The organism is Rhodosalinus sp. FB01 (assembly GCF_041365715.1).
In the GTDB taxonomy this organism is placed as follows: Bacteria; Pseudomonadota; Alphaproteobacteria; order Rhodobacterales; family Rhodobacteraceae; genus Rhodosalinus.
The window spans coordinates 1-20,847 of the sequence record NZ_JBGFSH010000016.1 but is presented as its reverse complement, the minus strand read 5'-3'; the positions used below and the strand labels follow the sequence as shown (position 1 = coordinate 20,847).

The 20,847-nt window shown below is 63.2% G+C and carries 21 protein-coding genes, 1 tRNA gene and 3 pseudogenes; 4 read left to right on the top strand and 21 right to left on the bottom strand.

What is annotated here, in order from left to right:
• Nucleotides 1-168 (top strand): integrase core domain-containing protein (locus AB6A65_RS15855; protein ID WP_371039377.1); only part of this gene is annotated, 168 nt, incomplete at its 5' end.
• Nucleotides 169-678: 510 nt separating this feature from the next.
• On the opposite strand, the pseudogene AB6A65_RS15850 reads toward AB6A65_RS15855, so the two are convergent.
• From AB6A65_RS15850 to AB6A65_RS15775, 16 genes and pseudogenes are all read right to left on the bottom strand, one after another.
• Nucleotides 679-1,023 (bottom strand): annotated as a pseudogene (locus tag AB6A65_RS15850) (IS256 family transposase); the annotation flags it as partial.
• A 111-nt stretch (nt 1,024-1,134) separates the two neighbouring features.
• Nucleotides 1,135-1,323, bottom strand: a pseudogene (locus AB6A65_RS15845) (DUF6538 domain-containing protein); the annotation flags it as partial.
• A gap of 59 nt (nt 1,324-1,382) precedes the next feature.
• Nucleotides 1,383-1,463: transfer RNA gene (locus AB6A65_RS15840), tRNA-Ser, on the bottom strand.
• A 192-nt stretch (nt 1,464-1,655) separates the two neighbouring features.
• Nucleotides 1,656-2,426, bottom strand: coding sequence for an HpcH/HpaI aldolase/citrate lyase family protein (locus AB6A65_RS15835; RefSeq protein WP_371039376.1), 771 nt, complete (start codon nt 2,424-2,426; stop codon nt 1,656-1,658).
• Nucleotides 2,427-2,439: 13 nt separating this feature from the next.
• On the bottom strand, nt 2,440-3,435 hold the full coding sequence (locus AB6A65_RS15830; protein WP_371039375.1) for a Gfo/Idh/MocA family protein: 996 nt from the start codon (nt 3,433-3,435) through the stop codon (nt 2,440-2,442).
• Complete coding sequence (locus tag AB6A65_RS15825; RefSeq protein WP_371039374.1) at nt 3,432-4,418, bottom strand: NAD(P)-dependent oxidoreductase; 987 nt, start codon at nt 4,416-4,418, stop codon at nt 3,432-3,434. The genes AB6A65_RS15830 and AB6A65_RS15825 overlap by 4 nt, the downstream gene beginning before the upstream one ends.
• A 10-nt stretch (nt 4,419-4,428) precedes the next feature.
• A complete protein-coding gene (locus tag AB6A65_RS15820) occupies nt 4,429-5,592 on the bottom strand; it encodes a UxaA family hydrolase (protein ID WP_371039373.1) in 1,164 nt (387 codons plus the stop codon).
• Nucleotides 5,589-6,971, bottom strand: a complete 1,383-nt coding sequence (locus AB6A65_RS15815; RefSeq protein WP_371039372.1) for an Ldh family oxidoreductase — start codon at nt 6,969-6,971, stop codon at nt 5,589-5,591. Before AB6A65_RS15815 ends, AB6A65_RS15820 begins: the two co-directional genes overlap by 4 nt.
• A complete protein-coding gene (locus tag AB6A65_RS15810) occupies nt 6,968-7,975 on the bottom strand; it encodes a succinylglutamate desuccinylase/aspartoacylase family protein (RefSeq protein ID WP_371039371.1) in 1,008 nt (335 codons plus the stop codon). Before AB6A65_RS15810 ends, AB6A65_RS15815 begins: the two co-directional genes overlap by 4 nt.
• Nucleotides 7,976-8,039: 64 nt before the next feature.
• Nucleotides 8,040-9,560, bottom strand: coding sequence for a tripartite tricarboxylate transporter permease (locus tag AB6A65_RS15805; protein ID WP_371039370.1), 1,521 nt, complete (start codon nt 9,558-9,560; stop codon nt 8,040-8,042).
• A gap of 9 nt (nt 9,561-9,569) precedes the next feature.
• Nucleotides 9,570-9,989 carry a tripartite tricarboxylate transporter TctB family protein gene (locus AB6A65_RS15800; protein WP_371039369.1) on the bottom strand — a complete coding sequence of 140 codons (420 nt, stop codon included), beginning with the start codon at nt 9,987-9,989 and terminating at the stop codon, nt 9,570-9,572.
• A 115-nt stretch (nt 9,990-10,104) separates the two neighbouring features.
• Nucleotides 10,105-11,058, bottom strand: a complete 954-nt coding sequence (locus AB6A65_RS15795; RefSeq protein WP_371039368.1) for a Bug family tripartite tricarboxylate transporter substrate binding protein — start codon at nt 11,056-11,058, stop codon at nt 10,105-10,107.
• A 143-nt stretch (nt 11,059-11,201) separates the two neighbouring features.
• Nucleotides 11,202-12,521: an amidohydrolase family protein gene (locus tag AB6A65_RS15790; protein ID WP_371039367.1), complete on the bottom strand. Its 1,320-nt coding sequence runs from the start codon at nt 12,519-12,521 to the stop codon at nt 11,202-11,204.
• 97 nt (nt 12,522-12,618) lie between these two features.
• Nucleotides 12,619-13,347, bottom strand: coding sequence for an SDR family oxidoreductase (locus tag AB6A65_RS15785; RefSeq protein WP_371039366.1), 729 nt, complete (start codon nt 13,345-13,347; stop codon nt 12,619-12,621).
• A 3-nt stretch (nt 13,348-13,350) separates the two neighbouring features.
• On the bottom strand, nt 13,351-14,145 hold the full coding sequence (locus AB6A65_RS15780; RefSeq protein ID WP_371039365.1) for an IclR family transcriptional regulator: 795 nt from the start codon (nt 14,143-14,145) through the stop codon (nt 13,351-13,353).
• Nucleotides 14,146-14,154: 9 nt separating this feature from the next.
• Entirely contained in the window at nt 14,155-14,586 is a 432-nt protein-coding gene (locus tag AB6A65_RS15775) for a heme-binding protein (RefSeq protein WP_371039364.1), read from the bottom strand.
• A gap of 190 nt (nt 14,587-14,776) precedes the next feature.
• On the opposite strand from AB6A65_RS15775, the pseudogene AB6A65_RS15770 reads away from it, so the two are divergent.
• A pseudogene (locus AB6A65_RS15770) lies at nt 14,777-14,917 on the top strand (helix-turn-helix domain-containing protein); the annotation flags it as partial.
• Nucleotides 14,917-15,171, top strand: coding sequence for a hypothetical protein (locus AB6A65_RS15765; RefSeq protein WP_371039363.1), 255 nt, complete (start codon nt 14,917-14,919; stop codon nt 15,169-15,171). The pseudogene AB6A65_RS15770 and the gene AB6A65_RS15765, both read left to right, overlap by 1 nt.
• 133 nt (nt 15,172-15,304) lie before the next feature.
• Here AB6A65_RS15765 and AB6A65_RS15760 read toward each other — a convergent pair whose 3' ends face one another.
• A complete protein-coding gene (locus AB6A65_RS15760; RefSeq protein WP_371039362.1) occupies nt 15,305-15,511 on the bottom strand; it encodes a hypothetical protein in 207 nt (68 codons plus the stop codon).
• A gap of 238 nt (nt 15,512-15,749) precedes the next feature.
• On the opposite strand from AB6A65_RS15760, the gene AB6A65_RS15755 reads away from it, so the two are divergent.
• Entirely contained in the window at nt 15,750-17,246 is a 1,497-nt protein-coding gene (locus tag AB6A65_RS15755; protein ID WP_371039361.1) for a tyrosine-type recombinase/integrase, read from the top strand.
• Between the two features lie 84 nt (nt 17,247-17,330).
• Here the strand turns inward: AB6A65_RS15755 and AB6A65_RS15750 are convergent, their stop codons facing one another.
• From AB6A65_RS15750 to AB6A65_RS15735, 4 genes are all read right to left on the bottom strand, one after another.
• Nucleotides 17,331-17,771, bottom strand: a complete 441-nt coding sequence (locus AB6A65_RS15750) for a thermonuclease family protein (RefSeq protein WP_371039360.1) — start codon at nt 17,769-17,771, stop codon at nt 17,331-17,333.
• A 178-nt stretch (nt 17,772-17,949) separates the two neighbouring features.
• Nucleotides 17,950-18,279: a hypothetical protein gene (locus tag AB6A65_RS15745; RefSeq protein WP_371039359.1), complete on the bottom strand. Its 330-nt coding sequence runs from the start codon at nt 18,277-18,279 to the stop codon at nt 17,950-17,952.
• A gap of 420 nt (nt 18,280-18,699) precedes the next feature.
• Complete coding sequence (locus AB6A65_RS15740) at nt 18,700-19,647, bottom strand: tyrosine-type recombinase/integrase (protein ID WP_371039358.1); 948 nt, start codon at nt 19,645-19,647, stop codon at nt 18,700-18,702.
• A 991-nt stretch (nt 19,648-20,638) separates the two neighbouring features.
• Nucleotides 20,639-20,812, bottom strand: coding sequence for a hypothetical protein (locus tag AB6A65_RS15735; RefSeq protein ID WP_371039357.1), 174 nt, complete (start codon nt 20,810-20,812; stop codon nt 20,639-20,641).
• Nucleotides 20,813-20,847: the final 35 nt, after the last annotated feature.

Below are 20,847 nucleotides of genomic sequence, written 5' to 3'. Positions count from 1 at the left end.
GGTGCGAGCGTCCTTAGAGGTCCATGGCCATCATCTGGCCGAACCTCTTCGGCATGGCGCGACGACTACAACCATCACCGCCCGCACACGAGCCTCGACGGGCTCATGCCGCGGGAATCCTTCAACCGGTCAGAGAAGGACCAAACCCGGAAAGGACTAAACTTCTGAACGAGGAAAATCAGGGGAGCAGGTCGGATCGTTTAAAAGCATGACTTGGCACTTTCAACGCTGTCCGCCCAGGTAACGCAGGACTCAATATCCTGCACATCGCTCCTTAGGTTCTCCACGTCGTTCAGGAGATCATTGTAGTCGTCGACGAGTTCGTTGTGAGTGCGCAAGAGTTGGTCATATTCGTCAACGCACTCGGTAACGTTCGACTTGCAAGTAAAGCCTTGGTAGTCACACTGGTAGCGGTCGAAGCAAACCGCAGCGGCGTCAACACACTTGCCGAGGGAGGAGCAGACAGTGTCCCCGTAGTCGAGGCATGCCGGTCGTGTTCCAATGCGACAGGTGAAGCTTTGGCTGAAAGATACTGAGGGGTACATTAACAGAGCTATCAAAAGAATGGATCGTATCATTCATCTCTTTTTCTTTGTGAGCGTTTCGCCAAATTCTATCTGACTTACACTTGGCGCTGGATGCGGAGAGATATGCGCAGAAGTTGGTGACGCGTGATCCAGCGGCAGCCTGAAGTTGGCGGACGGCGTCTCGGAACTCAACCCCGCTGATGACCTCCGGCAAACGGTTGCGGCCGTCGAGCGTTCGCCATTTCGCCTGGGCGGACATCATCAGACTGAAGGCCATGGCCGGGCCGGTTTTTTGGCTGAGGCAGACCTAGGTGCGCTTTGTTCCATGTCTGACGGTAGCGAACGTGCTCTCGATCGGGTTAGACGTGCGGATGTGCTTTCAATGTTCGGCGGGGTAGTCGTTGAAGCTCAGGAGCGCGTCCCGGTCTTTGACCATCTCGGCGAACGCGTCCCATTTCACGCCGTAGGCCTCGACGAAGAAGTCGAAGGCGACGTTGTGCGCGTCTGAAGCTGCGACCAAGCCTCCCGCAGGTACCGCGTTCCGTTTCTGAGCCATTCGCAAGAGATGCTTTCCCGGAAGGTCAACGTCACGGATGCGAAGGTGATACCAATATTCATCGAGCTGCTGTGCGGCCCTCGTTGCTCGTGAGGCGGCTACTGCGGATGAACGCGTCCTCAGAGAGTACGAGATCTTGCTGGTCGAGTAGTACTTCCGAAGGTCTCGAGGCACCCTTCGCCCGAAATAGCAGATGCCGCTCTTGGTGAACGAAAAGGGGACCGAAATGTCATACGCCATGACCTGCCCGCACAGTTTCCTCAAGAATCCGAGGCGTATCGATGGGTCGGCGAAGGGAGTGGTGCCCGAGGGGCGGAATCGAACCACCGACACGAGGATTTTCAATCCGTCCTGACCGATCGCTGTGTTGTCATCTCGGCTCTGCCGTAGCGATTGTCATATGTGTAGCAGCAACACGAATGCGAAATCTCATCATGTTACTCGGTGGAGGTTTCCCATGCGACCGAAGTTGCGCTTCCTGGCGGCGGACCGCGCTGATCGTTTGTCTAATGAAAGCCGAGCCAATCTTCTCGCCCAAGTCCGTCTGCCGGAAGCTTTGCTCAACACTCTCATCAGGTTTCGGGCAGGGCGGCCCGGAGGGATCTGGCGGAGCCGGCGAGAAGCGCCTGATCGGTTCCGGCCGCGACGAAAGCCATGCCTTCCTGCAACCAGAAACGCCCGGCCTCCGCGTCAGGGACGAGAATGCCCGATGGCTTGCCGAGACCTCTCAGGGTGGCCGTTCCCTCTCTTATCGCTGCGACAACTTCGGGATGCGCGGGGTTGCCCATATGCCCGAAATCCGCTGAGAGATCCGCCGGGCCGAAGAAAACACCGGTGACGCCGTCCGTGCCCGCGATGTCCTCCAACTCGTTCATCGCTGCACGAGATTCGATCTGAACTAGGACTGCAATGCTTGCCTCTCCTCTCTCCAGGTAGTCGTCCCGCGCCGCTCCATAACGGTTTCCGCGGTGATTGAGCGAGACCCCCCGGATCCCGCGGGGTGGATAACGGCATGCGGCCACGGCGGCTGCGGCTTCCTCTGCATTCTGCACCATCGGGAACAAGAGCGAGAACGCACCGAGGTCGAGCAGCCGTTTGACCATCACCGGCTCGTTCCAGGGCGGGCGCACCACGGCATGCGTCCCGCTCGCCGCGTAGACCTGGAGTTGATGCATGACGCTGAAGAGGTCGTTCGGCGAGTGCTCCATGTCCACGAGAACCCAGTCGAAGCCGGCGGTCGAGAGGATATCGGCCGCGAGCCCGCTCGAAAGGCTGCTCCAGAGCCCCACTTGTTGACGCCCGGCCTCAATCGCTGCCTTGAATGTGTTCTCCGCGATCTTCATCTTTGCCTGTTCCTCATGTCTCGCCGCCCAGAGGCACTGCTACTTCGGCTCCTACGGCCTCATGGATTGACCGGATGATCGCTTCGAGCAGCGCCGTGTTGGCGACAGCCTGCTGTTCCGTGACCGGCCAAGGCCGTCCCTCTTCGACGGTCGCAGCGAACCACTCGAGGATGTCGCGTTCTATGTCGTGAACTGGAAACGTCTCTTCGACGTCAGGCTGATCCGAATACCGGAGTCGGAAGCGGCGTTCGTCGCGGATCTCCGCCCAACACTCGCTGCCATAGATCTGGATGCGCCAGTCGTTCGGTGTCGCCGTCAACGTGCTTAGACTACCGGTTTGGCCGGACGCGAAGCGAATCGTCACGAGCGTCGTGTCGTCCATTCCGAAATCCAGCACCTGCCGGGCGCTCAGCACCGAAACGGTCTCCGCCGGTCCAAGGAGCGAGATCATCATGTCCGTGATGTGAATCCCTTTGCCCGTCATGCCGCCCGCCGGACTCTCGCCGAGGCTGGCACGCCAGTTGCCGCGTGTCTGGCGGAACGCAGAAGGACCCGAGAAATTCCCCTCTACATGAAGGATCTGGCCGAGGCGACCCGCTTCCACGAGTCTTTCGAGGTGCCGGAAGGCAGGCAGGCAGCGGCGGTTGTGGCCAAGCGCGAGCACCACGCCGGCCGCGTGCGCGGCGTCGTAGGCCGCGCGCGCAGCGGACGCATCGAGCGCGAGTGGTTTTTCGACGAAGATGTGTTTGCCCGCCTCCGCCGCCGCGAGGATCTGCTCGAGGTGTTGCGAATGCGGTGTGGCCAGCACCACGGCGTCTATCTCGGGATCTGCGAGAATCTCCTCCAAATCGTGAGTGATCGGGATGCCGGTTTCCGCAGAGAAGCCTGCGGCTTTGGCAGGTGTCCGCGTGACCGCCCGGGTGAAGCGTATGCGGTCGCTCTTGCCGGCTACTGCCCGCACCAGCGTCTGGCCCCAGCGGCCTGCGCCCACAAGTCCTGCCCTGATCATGCCGCTCCTCCAGATGCGCCGGCGTTCGCCAAGGCGTCCTTGTTGACGACGAGGTCCGGATCGAGCCCCCCATCGAAGAAGTCGATCACGTTCCGAGCGCAAGCCATCGACATGCGCGCGGCGCATTCGGAAGTGAAGGCCGCGGAATGCGGTGTCGCGATGAGTCCTGGCGCGGAAAGGACCGGGTCGTCGGCCGCGGGCGGCTCGTTCTCGAAGACGTCGAGTGCGGCGGCGCGAAGCCGTCCGGACAGCAGCGCTTCGGACAACGCTGCTTCGTCCACGAGCCCGCCACGTGCCACGTTGATCAGCGTTGCGCCGGGCTTCATTCGCGCGAGGGCCTCTGCATCGATGAGATGCGTCGTCCGAGCCGTCTTCGGTGCATGAAGGCTGACGTAATCGGCCGCGGCGAGACCGTCCTCGAGCCGCGAGACGGATGTTACGCCTTCGGGCGTGGTTTCGAGGAGAGGGTCGAAGACGAGGACGTCCATGCCGAATGCCCGGGCGAGAGCAGCTACTTTCCGTCCGATCCGCCCGAAGCCGACGAGAAGCGCCGTCTTCCCGTGGAGTTCGCCCGCAGAGAAGCTGTCGCGGATCGCGAAATCTCCCGCCTTCACGGCCTTGTCGTAGTCGACCACGCGCTTTGCGGCGGCCAGCATGAGCGCAAGCGCATGCTCGGCGACCGCGCCCGAGTTGACGTCGCCCGTGATCGCAAGCGGGATGCCTCGGGCGGTCAGTGCGGCCTTGTCCACCGTGTCGTGGCCCACCCCATGACGCGCCACGAAGCGCAGCCGCGGGGCGGCTTCGATCAGGTCTGTGTCGATCGGCGTCATTCGGACGATAATCGCGTCGGCGTCGGCTGCCGCCTCGAAGCGGCCTGGGGCATGGTCGGGCAGGCAGGCGAGAGAGAAGCGTGCGTCCGCCTCTAGCGCGCTCCGCCCGGTTTCCTCGATCTGACCGAAGATCGCCACCCTATATCCAGTCATGGCTTCTCCTTCACACGGATTTTCCGAAGCGGCTGATGTTGCTCTGAAGGTAGCCGAGGGTCTCGGCCGCGGTCGGAGCGCCACGGCAGATGTCCCTCAGCGACGTTCCTACGGCGTTGGCGGCATCGTCGAGTGGGGCACCCGAACGGAAAAGCGAGGAGAGATCCACGTCGACATGATCCGGCATCTGCTCGGCTGTGCGCCCATTCGCCGTAATCTTCTGGGTCGGCATGATGGTATGGCCGATCGGGTTTCCGGTCCCGGTGACGAAGCACGCCACCTGGCAACCGCCCGCCGCGAGCGCGGTCAGGTTCTCGACTGCTGCCGCAGGAGCATCCATCATCCAGAGGCCGGCTTTTGGCGGCCTTGCGCCGTATCCGATACAGCCCTCGATGGGCGCACTGCCCGTCTTGGCGATGGCGCCCAGGGATTTCTCCTCGATGCTGCTGAGGCCGCCCGCGATATTGTCCGCCGTCGGGTTGATTCCGGTGAGATCGATACCAGCCTCGCGGGCAATCCTTTCGAAGCCACCTATGGCCGCCAGCATGTCTTCCGCGGCGCGGGACGTGCGCGCGCGCGCCGTCAGATTGGCTTCGCCGCCGAGGCACTCCACAGGCTCGGAGAAGACAAGCGTCGCACAGCGCGCGTGCAGAACGTCCGCAAGTCGCCCGAGCGCTGGGTTGGCATAGAGCCCCGAGGTCGTGTCGGAGCCTCCGCATTCGAGCCCCATCACGAGTTCGTCCCACGCCATCGGCGACCTCCGTTCCTCGTCTGCGCGGGACTGAAACCGGGCGATGATCTCGGCGGGACGATCTACGCAGGGGACGAGTCCGCCGGCTTCGAGGAAGGAGAGCACTTCGATGCTGCCGCTTCGCGCGCCAGCGCGCTCTGCAATACGCTCAGCGCTGGCCCGCTCGAACGCAACGACCAGACAACCCGACACGTTGGGATGCGTCGCGAGCCCGGCCATGGAGCGAAGCGTGATCTCAAGATCCTCGCCGAGTTGGCCGCGGCCGTAGCTGGCAGGAAGAAGTGTCACTCCCGCGCACCGCGCGGCAACGTGGGCGAGGAGCGGGTTGACGTTGTCTGCTGCCGCCATCACGACGACGTGATTGCGGATGCCGCGCCTGCCATCCTCGCGCAGATAACCTGTGATATCGTCGGGAAACTTCATTCTTTGCCCTCCGCCGCGAGGTCCAGTGGTGTGCCGGCCTCGGCGGCGAGCCTCCGAAGCGTCGACCATGCGCCTGCCGAGAGCGACACGCCTTCGCGCGCAGCTTTGGCCCTCAGGGCCGCGCGTCGTGCCCCGGGCAGCCTGGGCGGAGGGGTTCCCTCGGACATCGGTAGCGCCGCCACGCGGTCCGCCAGATCGGAGATCCGCGCGCGGAAGGTTTCTAGACCGCACGCGGCCTCGGCAGAGATTGCCATGAGAAAATGGCTGGTTCCCTCGGGACGGTCCGTCGCGGCTTCCTTGGAGGTAACGAGATCGGCGTAGGCACCGCCCGGCAGCACACCCGTCAGCACTTCGAGTGCCGCAATCAAACCGAAACCCTTGGCTCCGCCCATAGGCAGAAGAAGTCCCTTCAGCGCGGCGACAGCGTCGGTCGTCGGCTGCCCGTCAGCGTTAAGCGCGAATCCCGGCTCGATCGATCGCCCGGATTCTGCCGCCTGCGCGATGCGCGCGCGGGAAGTGACGCTCGTCGCCATGTCGAACTCGAAAACACTCCCTTCCCCCATGGGAGCTGCCACCGCAACGGGATCGTTGCTGAAGATCGCGCGTCGCGCGCCGGGCGGCCCGACGAGCACCTGCCCGTTGGATATCACGAGCCCCACCATGCCCTGTTCGGCCATGTGCACTGCGTAGTAGCCCGCATAGCCGAAGTGATTGCTGTTGCGAACGAGAGCAACGCCGGCGCCCAGGTCCAGCGCAGCCTCGATCGCGGCATCGGCTGCGAAACGGGCGACATGGTGGCCCAGCCCGTTTCGGCCGTCGACGGAGATCACGGCGCCGGACCGCGACAGTTCCGGCTTGGTAGTCCCGTCGATCCCGCCGCCTCGGAGCCGCTGCACCATAGGAGCGAGGCGGCGCAAGCCGTGAGTCTCGACTCCGGATGCTTCCGCACTCGCAATATGGCGAGCTACGTCCCGTGCGGCCTCGCTCGCCGCGCCCGCCGCGCAAAGGATCGCGGTTACCGTCCGTTCAAGGTCCGAAACGCCGATCCGCGCCGCAGGCACATCCTCGTCCCCTGTCCGATGGTTGTCTTGAGAGAAACCGCTCCGCATATTGTGGACGTGGACATGCTCGCCGGGGCCTATCGGATCGGTAGCACGACCGATCGGAGAACCATACTTCGTCACTTGCTCGTCGGCTGCGATTGGAGCGAGGGCGCATTTGTGGCCTGGAGGAATGTCTTCTGAAAGAAGCACGTCCTCGCCTTTCAGGGCGATGCCAGCCACGCGCAACATTTCCCCCGCGCGCCCGCCCCATGGCAGGGTGGCGACGTTGTCGGCCTGGTCGAGGACGAAACCTGTCGCAGTCGCTGCTTCGCTCAAGGCTCAAGCCACTCCGAACGCGCCGTTTCGGCCAATGCGAAGGATTTCGTGCCTGCGTCCACGGCGCCTGAGTATCTCGAAAATACCAGAAGCCCGTCGACGGGTGCGCGCAGTTCCTCGATCACCTGGAGACTGTGCATGTCGATCATGCGGCCCAGTAGCGTGCCCTTTTCGACCGGGCGGCCCAATTGCGACGCCGACTGGAACTCCGACACGAGATATCCGCCATGCGCGGGGTTGGCTTCGTGTCGTGCGGAGGGTGGGAACAGAAGCTGGCGCTTCGCAGGCAGTGCGTCGGCGTCGATCATGCCGAGGGTCGCCATCACCGAACGAAAGCCAGCGACGCCGTCCGACATGTAGCCATCCTGATCCGACGGCGCGAGGTAGACGCCTGCCGTCTCGGCATTGAAGGCTCGCTTGCCCTGCGAATTCGCATACCCGACCGCCGTGCCCCCCAGCTTGTTGTCATGAACGAGAACGGTCCCGAAGGCGCGGGCAAGCTCGAGCGAACCTTCCCGCACAGCTCCTTCGGCGCCCATGTGGATGTCCACGCGCTCCTGCAGGCGCCCGCCGGAGCCTCCGCAATGGTAGTCTATCAGCACGTCGGCACGATCGATCACCTGCCTCGCCAGAACCGAGGCAATCTTCTGCGTGAGGTTGCCTGTCGGACTGCCCGGGAAGACTTCGTGCAGGTCGGTCTTTCCGTGCTGTTCCGGCGTCTGCCGTCCGAAAGCCCCCGCCGCAGGGGGATTGCATAGAGGCACGGCAATTATCCGGCCGGCGACATTAGCTGGATCGAGTCCGTCGAGAAGATCGCGGATCATCATGGCCGGCGTCGTCTCGTCTCCGTGCACCCCGGCCGTGATGGCAAGGGTCGGCCCGTCACCGCTCCCCGTGATTACATGGAGCGGTAGCGTCAACTCACCCGACAGGAGCCGGCAGACCGGCAGTCGATGAAACCGCCGTCCCTCGCTTCCGTCGTCCGGCCATTCATTCTCGTTCATCGGTGGCTTCTCCTTTCTTTCCGTATCGCGAGAGCCGGCGCCTTGCGCCAGATCCCGGCCAACCTCATTGCGGTGACTCCGTGTTTGTGTCGCTCCTTTCGCGCTTCATCTCGATCCACTCCTGGCGCGCGGCGCCAGCTATGGAGAGCACGCTGAGGATTAGCAGCACGAGGGCGATCGGGCTTCCGAGGATGTATAGGAACACGCCGTCAGGCGCGAGAATGAGCGACTGGCGAAAGCCCGTCTCGGCTATGGGTCCGAGGATCAAGCCGAGGATCATGGGAGCGGGTGCGAAGCCTGTCTTCCGCATCAGGTAACCGACCAACCCAAATCCGAGCGCGGTGTAGACATCGAAGATGTTGTTACCCAGCGAGTATGAGCCGACGATCGACAGAACGAGGATCACCGGCACGAGCAGCGTCTGCGACACGCGTGCGACCAGCGCCATGCGCTTCGCGACGATCATGCCGACGACTCCCATGACCAGATTCGCCAACATGAAACCCAGGATCACCGTGTAGGTGATCTGGGCGTGATCGGTGAAAAGCGTGCGGCCCGGGACGAGGCCGTGGACGATCAGCGCGCCCAGGAGGATCGCGGCCGTGGCCGACCCCGGGATCCCGAGCGTGAGCAGCGGAACGAGCGAGCTTCCCGTGACTGCATTGTTCGCGGCCTCCGAGGACGCGATACCGACGATCGAGCCCTTGCCGAACTGGCTCTTGTCGCGAGCGAAACGACGCGCCTCATTGTAGGCGACCCAGGAGCCGATGTCGCCGCCGGCGCCCGGCAGAATACCTACGAAGACGCCGATCAGCGAAGAGCGCGCGAGCGTCTGACGGATCTCGCGGAACTCGGCCCATTCCGGCAGGAACCGCCAACGCCGCGGTGTCAGCGCAGTGCTCTGCTGGATCGATCTGTGCACGTCTTCGCACATCACGAGTGCTTGCGAGACGGAGAAGAGGCCAATCACCACGGGAACGAAATCGAAGCCCGATACAAGTTCGTCTATGCCGAAGGCGAAGCGAGGGTAACCAGAGTCGAGGTCTAGCCCGATCGTGCTTATGAAGAGGCCGATGGCGCCCGCCAAAAGGCCCTTCACCAGATTGCCGCTCGACAAAGATCCGATGATCGTCAGGCCGAAGATCGCGAGCATGAAGTATTCGGCGGGGCCGAACTTCAGCGACAGAAGAGAGAGCGGCGGCGCGATCACGAGCAGACCTATGCCGCTTACGATGCCCCCCGAGACGGATGCGAAGGTCGCCACTCGGATCGCCTTGTCGAACTGGCCCTTCTTGGTGAGCTCGAAGCCGTCGATCGCGGTGGCGGCGGAGGCCGAGGTTCCCGGCGTGCTGAGAAGGATTGCAGCGAAGGAACCTCCATAGATCGCTGCGGTATACAGGCTCATGAGCATCAACAAAGCGGCGGTCACGTCGAGGCTGAATGTGACGGGCAGAAGAAGTGCCACGCCGAGATTGGCGGTGAGCCCTGGCAGCCCGCCGATGCAGAGCCCGGCGACGACGCCCACGGCGATCGCCAGCAGGTTGAGGGGCTCGAAGACGGCACCCAGGGTGAGAAGGATATCCACGCGCGTCCCCTATCCGCCCCAGAGCCGCCGGTCGGTCAGGGGCACGTTCAGGATGAGCTGGAAGATCACGAATACGAAGGTCATGAGCCCGGCATATGCGAGAATGAATGCGAGCCGCCGCCGAACACCGAGTATCGGGATGAGCGCAGCGCCGAACGCCGCGACGGCAGGAAAGAAGCCGATGTAACGCATCGTGAAAACGGCGACGCCGATCGCCGCGAACACGAAGAGCGGCCTGGGCAGTTTCGAGAATCCGGGGCGGCCTTCCAGTAGTGGCGCGGCAGCGAGCGAGGGCAACAGAGAACGCACGAGCATCACGGTCGAAAGAACCGCGATCATGATGAGCGTCAGCCGCGGAAACTCCGAGCCGGAGCCCGGAAAATCGTTCGTGTAGGGCCAAAGGAGCCCGCACGCGCCGATCAGGCTCAATGCGATTATGCGATTGACCCAGAGCATGCCCACGGTTCCGCGCTCCTTGCAAATGGCGAGGCAGGAGGCCGGGGCACACCTCATGCGCCCCGGCCGAGGAAAGCGGTGGCGCAGCCTACCAGCCCATGAGGCCTTTGATCTCCTGCTCGGTGGATTTCAGGAAGTCCATGTATTCCGGGCCCTTGACGATCTCGGGGGCCAGGCTCAACTGCTCGGCGGCCTGACGGTGCGCATCCGACGTGATCGTCGCCTCTAACGCCGTCATGATCGCCTCGGCGATCTCGGGCGGCCGCCCGGTCGGGCCAGCGATGCCACGAGACACCGACCACACCTGATCGATGCCCTGTTCTTGGAAGGTTGGCACGTCCGGCAGAAATCCTGAGCGCTCGGGCGCCATCACACCGATCACGCGCAGTTCACCGGAGGCGTGCTGGTCTGCGACCTCGGAAACGTTTGCGCCGAGCACCTGAACATGCCCGCCGAGCACTTGGGACTTGGAGTCGGCAGTGCTCTGATTGTGAACCACCGCCATGTCGAGATCATTCATCTTCGCGATACGCTGGATCGCCAGGTCGTCATCCCCACCGGCCCCGTGAGCGGTAATCGTGACCCGGCCCTCCTTCGCGGCCTCGACGACGTCGTTGACGGATTGGAACGGGCTGTCTGGCTTCACGGCCCACACACAATAATCGGTCACGTGGTTCATGAGCGGCGTGAAGCTTTCCAGGCTCTCCTCACGACCCATGTCCGGGTTCAGGTAGCCCGAATACATGTTGGGGATGTTGATGTAGCCGATCGTGTAGCCATCCGGTTCCGCCGCGGCGATGGCGCCCCAGCCGTTCCCGCCACCGCCGCCTGTAACGTTCTGAACGGTAACGGGCTGGCCGATCGTTTCCTCGAGATCCGAGGCTAGCATGCGGGCGGTCGTGTCGGTGCCGCCCCCCGCCCCGTAGGCCACGATCAGCGTCATGCCCTTTTCCGGAAACTCTGCCGCGGCCGGCGTGGCCAGCATCGCGCCGACGATCCCCGCCGCGGCGAGCGCCGCCTTGATCGAAATTACTCGTGGCATTGCGTTCTCCCTTTGGTTCGTTGCCTTTCGCGGACCCTGCGGGCCCGCCGCGCGGGCCGTTTCCGGGCCCATTCTTGCGCTCTGTCACCGCTCCAAAGGTTGGCCGCTGCCTGCGTGACCACCTCAATCTTGCGGCCGACGGATCAACCGTCGGCCAGCGCCCAGGACTTGTATTCGACGTTGATCACGTCCTTTTCGTGTCCCTTGCGTCGGTCGACGAAGATCTTGCCGTCCTTCATGACCGCCATGATGTTCTCACGCGGCTGGAGGACCTTTATGTCCTCCGCCGGGTTCCCGTTCACGAGAAGCATGTCGGCCTTTTTCCCGGCCTCCAGAGTGCCGAGTTCATCACCGAGATGAACCGCCTCGGCGGCGTTCTTCGTCGCTGTCAGGATCGCCTCCATGGGGGTCATTCCGAGCTGGACATAGACCTCAAGCTCAAGTGCGTTCGTCCCCATGTCCGGCTCGGGCCCCATGTCCGTGCCCATGAAGATCTTCACCCCCGCTTTGTGCATTGCCTGGAACGTCTCGTAGCAGAACGGCTGAATGCGCTTCATCTTGTCGAGCGTGAACTGAGGAGTGCCCGTGCGCGAACGCACTTCGATCGCATGATCGGTCCGGTGCAGAAGCGTCGGACAGACCGGAGTGCCGCTTCCGACGATCTTCTCGAGCATCTCTTCGGAGTGGAACACCATGTGCTCGATCGTATCCGCGCCCGCCTTCAGGGCCATCTCCTGCGCCTGGGGTGTGAAGCAGTGGATGGAGCAATAGGTGTGCTGCGCGTGCGCCTCGTCGCAGACCGCGTCGAGCTCCTCTTGCGTGTGGTTGCGGACATGCGGGCTTTCCTTGTCGGTCCCGCCGCCCCCGGATGCACAGGTCTTGAGCCAGTCCGCGCCCTTGAGCAGATTCTCGCGGGCGAGTTTCCGCATCTCATCGGGTCCGTCTGCAGTGGCCTTCGGGTTGCGCAGAGCAGCCCGTGGCATGATGAGATCGAGATGGGACCCCGTGCCCACCGTGAAGGCGGCGACGATGAGCCGGGGGCCGGGGAAGATTCCGAGGTCGATCGAATCCCTCACGGCGACCGTGTGCTCGGTCATGAGACCCCGGGTGGACATCAGCCCCTCGTCGCGGAGCGTGGTGAAGCCCCGCTCAAAGCAGAGTTGCGCGTGAAAGAGCATGTAGAGCTGCTGCAGCTCGGGGGTGATCTCCCACTGCGAGACCCTGTAGTTGCGGAATGTCAGGCTGTTGAACTGGCCGATGTGGAGATGCAGGGCCATCATGCCCGGCATGGCGGTCAGGGCAGGCTCCTCGACGATCTCGGCTCCGTTGGGGATCGCGACATCCGTTTCAGGTCCGGCTGAAACGATCCGGCCATCCTCGATAACGACGACGCCGTTGTCGATGACCGGCCCGCCTGTCCCGTCGATCAGCTTTCCGACCTTGTAAGCCGTCGCCGCTGCCATCAAGCCTCTCCTTGCCCAAAGAACAGTCCGAAAGTTTCAACTAATGAAACACGGTTTCATTTATCGCTTCGGCTGTCAATCTCCTCCTAACGCCCTGTCAGAGAGGGGATGCGCCGATCGTCGAGCCACCGCACACGTGAAGCACCTGACCCGTGATGAAGCTGGCGCGCGGATCGAGGAACATGGCCACGCCAAAGGCGACCTCTTCAGGCGTGCCGAACCGGTTCATCGGCACATCGGAGAGAAAGGCCCGTTCGCGAACCGCGGCGTCCGGACCGGACAGGTTGTTGCAGCGGAACATCTCCGTTGCCGTCGGCCCTGGCGAGACCACGTTGACGGTGATTCCGTCGCCTGCCAGTTCAAGGGCCCAGGTGCGCGACATCCCGATCAACCCGGCCTTCGCCGCGCCATAGCTCGTGCGGCCCTCCCGACCGAGCGCGCCGCGGCTCGAGACATTGACGATCCGGCCGTAGCCGCGCGCCCGCATCCCCGGGAGCACTGCCTGCGTCACCTGAATGGCGGTGCGAAGATTGAGATCGATCACCTTGTCGAAGCTGTCCAGCGCCACCTCGCCGAGGCGCTCAACGACGTTGAACCCGAGGTTATTGACCAGCCCGTCCACTGCGTGGTCCGCCAAGATGCGTGCCATCACCGCTTCTGTGGCCTCCCGATCTCCGAGATCGGCGGCATAGAAAGATCCGGGGAACGCCTCCGAGGGGTCTGACCGCGCGATGCCGACGACCTCTGCCCCGGAACGCGACAGCATCTCGGCCGTCGCGCGGCCGATACCCTGGCTTGCGCCGGTCACAAGGACGCAGCGCGCCACGTCTCAGGCTTTCGCAGCAAGGGACGGCATGCCATGGCCCGCCCAGTCTTCGGTTATGCCGCGGGCTGCCTCGACCACGAGAGGCGCGAGCCTGTTCACGCGGTCCGCAGTGAGCCGCGCCTCGGGCCCGCGCAAGGAAACGGAGGCGGCCACGGTGCCTTGCGGGCCTGATACGGGCGCGGCGATGGCCACCGCGCCGAGTGTCACGTCACCGACGCTGACGGCATAGCCCTGACGCCGGACGGCCTCCAGCGTGGCGAGGAAAGACTCTCGATCGGTCAGTGACCGTTCGTTGACCGGCTTCAGCCCGGTCAGGTCGATAACGCGGTCGCGCTCGGCTTCAGGCATGAATGCCATGAGCACCTTGCCTGATGCCCCGGAATAGACGGGCGTGACGCGGTTGAGCGCGGGCACCACGCGCAGCTCTTGGCTTGCCTCCATGGCCATAAGCACGACGCGCTCGAGTCCTCGCGCGACCACGAGCGACACGGTCTCCTCGGTGCGATCGCGCAAGGTGCGAAGATGCGGTTCGGCGACCGACTTGAGTTCCGCCTGATAGGAGCTTGCCAGTTGCCATGCGCCGGACCCCATCGTGAATTTTCGGCTCTGATCGTCACGGTGCACCAGCCGGAAAGCCTCGAGCGTCGCCAGCAAGCGCAGCGCCGTCGCCTTGTCCACGTCGGCCGCCGCACTGATCTCCCCCAAACTGAGCGGCGCGGGCGCGCCGGCAATCACGAAAAGGATTTTCAAGGTCCGCTCGGCGGCCCGCACGGTCTTTTGAGGCTTCTCTTCAATCATGGTTCCACCTCAGCTTGCCGTACTGCTCAGCTGCGCGCTCTCGACCCCTGCGGCGGCGAATGCCTCGTCACGGTCACCACTGTCGCCGCTGACGCCCACCGCGCCGAGGAGCTTTCCTGAAACATCGAAGATCGGCAGACCTCCGGGATTGAGCAGGACGCGGCCATTCGCGGCATTGGTGAGAGAGAGCATGAAGTTGGGATTCTCTTGCGCCTTCTGCGCGAGCGCTCTGCTCGAAACGCCGAACGCAGTTGCGCCCCATGCCTTGCCGAGCGCGATCTCATAGCGAAACATTGTGGCGCCGTCTTCGCGCTTCACCGCCACGACATGTCCCGCGTGATCGAGCACGACGACGACAACTGGCTTGGCCTCCGCAGCCCGGGCGGCTGAGAGGGTGCCATCAACAATCGCTTCGGCCTGACGCAAAGATACCGTCGCCATTGGACGCTCCTCTACCAGTCCAACGCCTACAACTCTTAGCGTGCCCTTGGGCGGCACGCCAGACTCATGCAATGCAGTTTCGACAAGTGAAACTCTCAGAGATCGTTTGAACCAAGGCTGGAGCCGGTCCGCATGGTCGTTCGGGAGCGGCTCTCGAAGGGCTGGTCGCACGAGAAGGATTGAACCGATGGGTGTGTTCGACCGGACCATCGACAACCAGGTGAGCCGCCTGCGCCGCAAGATCGAGGACGACCCGGCGCATCCGCAGATCATCGCGACGATCCGGTCGGGCGGCTACAGCCTTGCCGCCGACGTCCGCGAGGTGACGTGATGCGTCTCGTCCCCCGCAGCCTGCTCGGCCAATTGGCGCTGCTGATCCTCGGGGCCTTCCTCGCTGCGCAGGCGATCAGCATCTGGCTCTTCGCCGACGAACGCGGCGCGGCGATCCGCGCGGCGCAACGATTCGAGACGGTCGAACGCGCCGAGGCGGTGGCCCGCGCGCTCGATGCGGCGCCAACCGAGAGCCGGGAGAGCATCCTCGCGGCGGTGAACTCCCGCCTCGTCCGGTTCCTCGCGACCCAGTAGCCAGATCCAGCCGATGTCTTGTGCAGCCCGAGATGCCGGCAATAGCGCAGGATCGAATAGTAGGGCGCCCCTCTTGGCTGGAGCGAAAGAAGAACCTCCGGATCGGAAAGGTCAGGCCGCGCCACATCCCTAGTCATGGCGCCGACCCGCGGATAGCTCGTGCGCGACGGGGCGCCGCTGTCGCTGCGTGGCCGACCCGTTGTTTCCGGAGCTGCAAATCGAGCCGCAATGCGAAGAGACCGTTTCTGAACGTGAGGAAATCGTCGGTGACGACATACTGGCTTCGCTCGAGCAGATCGCCCGCGAATGCCCGCGCCTCCCGGTCGGCGGCCTCGATCACCTCCTTCGGCGCGCCCGTGTTCGCGAGGCCCCGAATCTCGAGGCATGTGAGATCGCTCCGCCTCCCGATCTCGCGCGCAGCCGCCGCGCGTGTTGCGAAGGGTCGGCTGATCTCACCGCGCTTCGCGATGAGAACGATCAGCCAAGGGGAACAGGCGGCGCGATGAGCAAACTCCATGCGCCACTCTCGCCCGAAACGGTTAACAGGAAGTTAACGACACCGGACGAGGAGAACGACGATGCCAGTGAGACCCGAACCTTGGCTGCCCCCGGACGCATCCGAGGCCGTCGATGCTTGCCGCTTCGCGAGATCGAGCGTCGTCGCGACCCTGCCTTTCCGCGAAACGCCTTACTGGCATGGCCTGCTCACGGGCCGGCACATCGGGATCCACCGGCCGAACGAGCGCACCTGCAACTGGACCGCGCGCGTCCTCACCGCAGACAAGCGCTACATCCAGAAGTGCCTCGGCCCAGCCTTGGATCTCGGGCGTGGCGAAGTGAGCTACCGCGCGGCCTTGGAGCGTGCGTTCGAGTGGTTCTCATCCGGGGAGATCAAGGCTATCGCGACCGCCGCCAAGCCTGTGGGGCGCACGTGCGCCGTCAACATCTGTCCCATAGGCGATACCTACACGGTCGGCCACGCGCTGCGGGACTACACGGAATGGACCCGCATCGCGCGCTCGCCCGGCGGCCACTACAACAACCTCGTCCTGATCAATTACCACATCGTCCCGGACTTCGCGCATGTGCCGCTGGAGGACTTCACCTCTAGGCATCTCGCGGCGCTTGCAAGGCAGGTTCTGGAAACGCCGCCCAGGTTCGGGTTCATGGGCTACAGCGCGAAGGTTAGCCTGGAGAACCTGTCGGCCGACCAGCTTCGGCGCAGGAAGCGGACCTTCAACTCGCTCGTGACCATTCTGAAGATGGCCTTCCAGCATGCCTGGAACAACGGTCACATCTCGTCCGAACGCCCATGGCGCTGCCTGATGCGCATCCCCGTGAACCACTCCCCGAGAACCATCTTCCTGAACCGTGCCGAGTGTCGACGGCTGCTCGACGCATGCCCGCCAGCACTTCGGAGGCTGGTCCTGGCGGGGCTCTATTCCGGGTGTCGCGTCGGCGAGCTCGGCAATCTCAAGGTCGAGGACGTGGGTCGGGAGGGCTTTGGCATAAGGGTCGCAGCGTTCAAGCGCGGCCCGGCCCGCTTCGTGTTTCTGCCGGACGAAGGGATGGCGTTCTTCCTCGCCTGCTGCGATGGCAAGTCCGATCGCGATCCCGTGCTCCTCTCCGAAAAGGGGCTCCCCTGGCGGCGGCAACATGCGCGTCTTTTTCGGGAAGCCGTCTCCCGGTCAGGCTTGCCGAAGCAGTTCGTGTTCCACGGGCTGCGTCACACCTATGCAAGCGATCTCGTCAAGCGCGGCGTTCCCCTCGACATCGTCGCCAAGCAGCTGGGCCACGCGAACACGATCACCGTCAGCAATACCTACGGCCATCTCGCGGAGCATTTCCGGGAGGAGCAGATCCGGAGCAGGTTCTCGCCGCTCTCGGACGAGTTGGGGCGCGAGGTGGCGGCGCGGCGGCCCGAGCTCGACGCGCTCTGGCAATCCGTTCAGACAGAAAACTGGCGGGACTACGCCGCTCTGACAGAGGACCATTCCCGCCCTCGGAAATCCTATGCCCAAACCCACGTGGACGTCCTGCATGTCTTCGACGCGGCCGAGCGGCACCAGTCGTGATCGATCATGCCTGGGCGCCACCGCCCACGGGTGTGGAGCGCTCAAACGCCCGCAATGTCTCCCGCATTGCCGAACCCTGGCCGGTCAACGCGGACGACAGTATGGTTTCATCGGGATGCTTCGGGACTGGTCGGTTTCGAACTGACGGTATCTGCCGCCAGAGAAGCGCGGGCAGTCGCGTCCGTAGCCGGCGGAGATGGCGGCCGCTCCGATGTCCTCGCCGCCTCTCCCGTAGCAGATGCCTACCCAACGGTCATAGGTCCTGTCGCCATTGAGCTGGCACCTCAGCATCGTCCCGCCATACGTGCGCTGCATCCACTCCCTGCCCGCGATCCCGCCGCGCTCATCGAGCTCGGGGCTGTCAACGCCGTTCAGCCGGACCGCGATCCGGCCGCGAGATGTCGCGATCTCGATGGTGTCAGCGTCACGCACGTGAACGAGACGGCCCTCGATAGTTTGGGCTGCGGCGCAAAGCGGCAAAATAGAGAGCAGCGTGGCAACGAAAAAGATCCTTACTTGGTCCAAGGGAGGCTTTCCTTAGCAAAAACGCGAGAAACTGCGACGCCCCGCCGAAGTGGGTTGTGACCTTGCCATTAAGGCGGAGCTGGCCTGAATGCAGTATTCTCGCGTGTTTTGGTTTGAGCAGATGAGTTGAGCTCAGCTTATGTAGAAAGTTTCAGGAATGCACCTATCAGATATTCCTTTAAGAGCAATTCTTGCGCGCTCGCTCTCTTTCGATCGATTGAAGATGACCTTTTGTCACGGCAATAGTTGTCTCGCGATCGCCGCCCGACATGCTCGAGATAGGCAGACCTAGCAGGAACACGCCCCAAGCATCGCCGTCTGCCGCTCGGTTTTGCTGAGCGCTAAGGTTCTCGAGGGCTTGTGAGTATTTCAACCTCGCATCTTCCAACTGCGCGCAAGAATACCCACGATATTCATTCTGTCCTACATTGACTGCCGCGATATTGTCTGGCCGTGCCGCACATGCGGCCACCAGAATCGTAGCGGCCATGGTGATCACTAAACGCATCCATTCTCTCCAACTTGTCTAACAACTGACCGATTGCTCCACCCTTTCACACTAATACGAAATACTTTTGGGGCAGTGCAACCATCAAGTGAGGGAGCGCAACCAGCACGCGGTAGCTTGGCACAGCGTTCGATATCGCCGGGCGCGGTTGCGCGGACGAAGGCAGCCTGCCGGAAGTGATCCGCCAGGCTGTCATCTTGTCGGGTGAGCGAGGTCGCGACAAAAGTCCTCGCTCCAAGGGCAACGACAGGTGATTACGGTCGTTTGTTGAACCGGGTCGGACTTCGTCACGGATTGACCTTTCCCGAAAGGCAGGTGCGAAGTTGGAGACCGGCGCCGCCTTCTCCGCGCGATCATAAGGGTAAAGTCACGGTAGCCGTGTTGCGGGCGCGAGCAGAACTAAACCACGATAATGCCCCATCAGGCGTCCAACAGGTCCTTCTCAAGCTGCTCGAACATCGACACGTCCTCCTCGGCGTTCTCGAAGAGGTGGCCGTAGACGTCCATCGTCATGGTGATCGAGGCATGCCCGAGCAGCGTCTGGATCTTCTTCGGGTTCCATCCCTGCTCGATGAAGAGCGAGGCGGCGGCGTGGCGCAGGCCATGGATTCCGAACTTTGGTTTGCCGTCCTCCTTCACGAGCCCGAGGTCGGTCATCATCGGGCGGAAAACCCGGTTGTAGATGTTCGCGTAGTTCTGGATCCGCCCCGCCTCGTTGGGAAAGACGAGGCCCTGCACGCTCCTGGGCGCCTCGGAGCGCCAGGCCTCGAGCGTGCGGTGCACGGTGGGTGCCATCGGAATGTCGCGGTAGCCGGCGCGGCTCTTGGGTGGACCGATCTCTCCGAACTCGTCGGCGCGCTGGCGCACGCTGATGAGCCGGCGCTCGAAGTCGACCGTGTCCCAGGCCAGGCCCCGCAGCTCGGAGATGCGCATGCCGGTGAAGATCGCGGTCGTGAAGAGCGCCCGGTGGCTTCCGGGCGCGTGGTCCAGGATCAGGCGGATCTCCTCCTTCGTCGGGATGGTCTTCCCGTCCCCGGCGACCCGCCGGCTACGCTTGAGCTTCACGTCGGTCGCCACGTTGTGATCGACCCACTCACGCTCCACGGCCTCCGAGAGGATCGATCGCAGGCTCACCATGATCTTCCTGAGCTGCGCGCGCGACACGCCGTCGTCCATGAGCCCGTGCATGAAATCCCGCACCTGCGCGCGGGAGAGCTCGCTGAGCAGGAGACTCCCTATCCTCGGTTCGATGTGGACGCGCACATGGCTCCTGTAGGCCTTGAGGGTCGCGCGCTCGAGCTCGTTGCGCTCGCAGGTCTTCAGCCAGCTCTCGCAGGCGTCGTGAAGGGTCTTCGTGGAATGGTTCATATTCGTCACCTCTCGTCGTTGCTGGCCTCTCCATTCTACTCGGCAGATCTGGAGTCATTCGGCTGCCGCTTTAAAAAAATTGCATGACGTTGCGTCAATTGTGGCCGAGATACGTCGTATCATGGAGGCAGGTGTCTGAGAGTCATGTCTGTGATGAGAGGGAATGAAGGATCGGCGTCGAGGAGTCGTGACGCTTGCATTATCGTAAAACAAACACACTGACGGCATAAAATTATCGCGACATTATCGTGAAATCATCTCTGCACCACGTCGCGTTGGAGTCGCGAAGCTTGAAAAACTACGCCCTAACTACGCCCTAACTACTAGCGTTTGGCCGTTTTACGAGGCTTGTAGAAAATCGGCGGCCGTCCCCGCCGAGAGGAAGCGAGATTGATAGGGTCCCACCGCTTGGTGTAGGAGCGCCGACCCTCGGAGGGGTTAGGACTTGATCAGGGAGCCACGACGGGCAACCTGACGGTAGGATTGTCTGTGACACAGACGAGGGTTTCAAGCGACATGTATCGCCGGGCGACCGCCCATTGGTCCTTGGCCTCGAGCAGTGAGCCTTTGTGCGCCATTGGTTCAAGCACAATCCCAAGTCGCCCGGGCGCGGGGAACCAGCCAGCGCGCGCCTCACAGAGCCCCCTGCGATTTCCGGTTTCTGTTGCTTCAACTCAAATGCGAACCCGCGACCCGCGATCCACTCGGGGGCGTCGCCCGCCGGCTCTGCTGGCTCGTTCCTCGCGCCCGACTTGTCCAACTTTTCCGTCCAAGAGCCGTTGGCGTCCGTTGCGCGCTCGCAAGCACGAGACCCTCAATCCTGCTTGAACCGAACGCACACGCAGACACCTAGTCTCCGAGCGTCCTGATCGGCGCTCCCTAATGACTGGTAATAATGGTAGCCGTCTCAGCAGACAAAGATCCTGCCAGCAAGGGATCCAATCGCGCGCATCAGGCGCACGCGTCTCCTATCGCCCGGCGCCCCTCGTCATCACGCAGCGCGTCTCTCGCTCTTTTCCGCCAGATCGACCACGTGCCAGCTCTCCGAGAGATGCACCAGCGCCTGGCGCATGCGCTCGTTGAGCTTCTGAAAGGCCTGAGCATAGCCCTTACGTCCGAGATCTCTGTTCTCATGCCCTCTCTGGTAGAGATCGAGGCCGAACACCCCGAGCTATGCTGAAACCTGGGTGACGCGGCCTG

Bases quoted from the DNA above. Each gene is read 5' to 3' on its own strand.
- AB6A65_RS15835 (WP_371039376.1), bottom strand. From the start codon at position 2,426: ATGAAGATCGCGGAGAACACATTCAAGGCAGCGATTGAGGCCGGGCGT.
- AB6A65_RS15830 (WP_371039375.1), bottom strand. From the start codon at position 3,435: ATGATCAGGGCAGGACTTGTGGGCGCAGGCCGCTGGGGCCAGACGCTG.
- AB6A65_RS15825 (WP_371039374.1), bottom strand. From the start codon at position 4,418: ATGACTGGATATAGGGTGGCGATCTTCGGTCAGATCGAGGAAACCGGG.
- AB6A65_RS15820 (WP_371039373.1), bottom strand. From the start codon at position 5,592: ATGAAGTTTCCCGACGATATCACAGGTTATCTGCGCGAGGATGGCAGG.
- AB6A65_RS15810 (WP_371039371.1), bottom strand. From the start codon at position 7,975: ATGAACGAGAATGAATGGCCGGACGACGGAAGCGAGGGACGGCGGTTT.
- AB6A65_RS15795 (WP_371039368.1), bottom strand. From the start codon at position 11,058: ATGCCACGAGTAATTTCGATCAAGGCGGCGCTCGCCGCGGCGGGGATC.
- AB6A65_RS15790 (WP_371039367.1), bottom strand. From the start codon at position 12,521: ATGGCAGCGGCGACGGCTTACAAGGTCGGAAAGCTGATCGACGGGACA.
- AB6A65_RS15780 (WP_371039365.1), bottom strand. From the start codon at position 14,145: ATGATTGAAGAGAAGCCTCAAAAGACCGTGCGGGCCGCCGAGCGGACC.
- AB6A65_RS15775 (WP_371039364.1), bottom strand. From the start codon at position 14,586: ATGGCGACGGTATCTTTGCGTCAGGCCGAAGCGATTGTTGATGGCACC.
- AB6A65_RS15765 (WP_371039363.1), top strand. From the start codon at position 14,917: ATGCGTCTCGTCCCCCGCAGCCTGCTCGGCCAATTGGCGCTGCTGATC.
- AB6A65_RS15755 (WP_371039361.1), top strand. From the start codon at position 15,750: ATGCCAGTGAGACCCGAACCTTGGCTGCCCCCGGACGCATCCGAGGCC.
- AB6A65_RS15745 (WP_371039359.1), bottom strand. From the start codon at position 18,279: ATGCGTTTAGTGATCACCATGGCCGCTACGATTCTGGTGGCCGCATGT.
- AB6A65_RS15740 (WP_371039358.1), bottom strand. From the start codon at position 19,647: ATGAACCATTCCACGAAGACCCTTCACGACGCCTGCGAGAGCTGGCTG.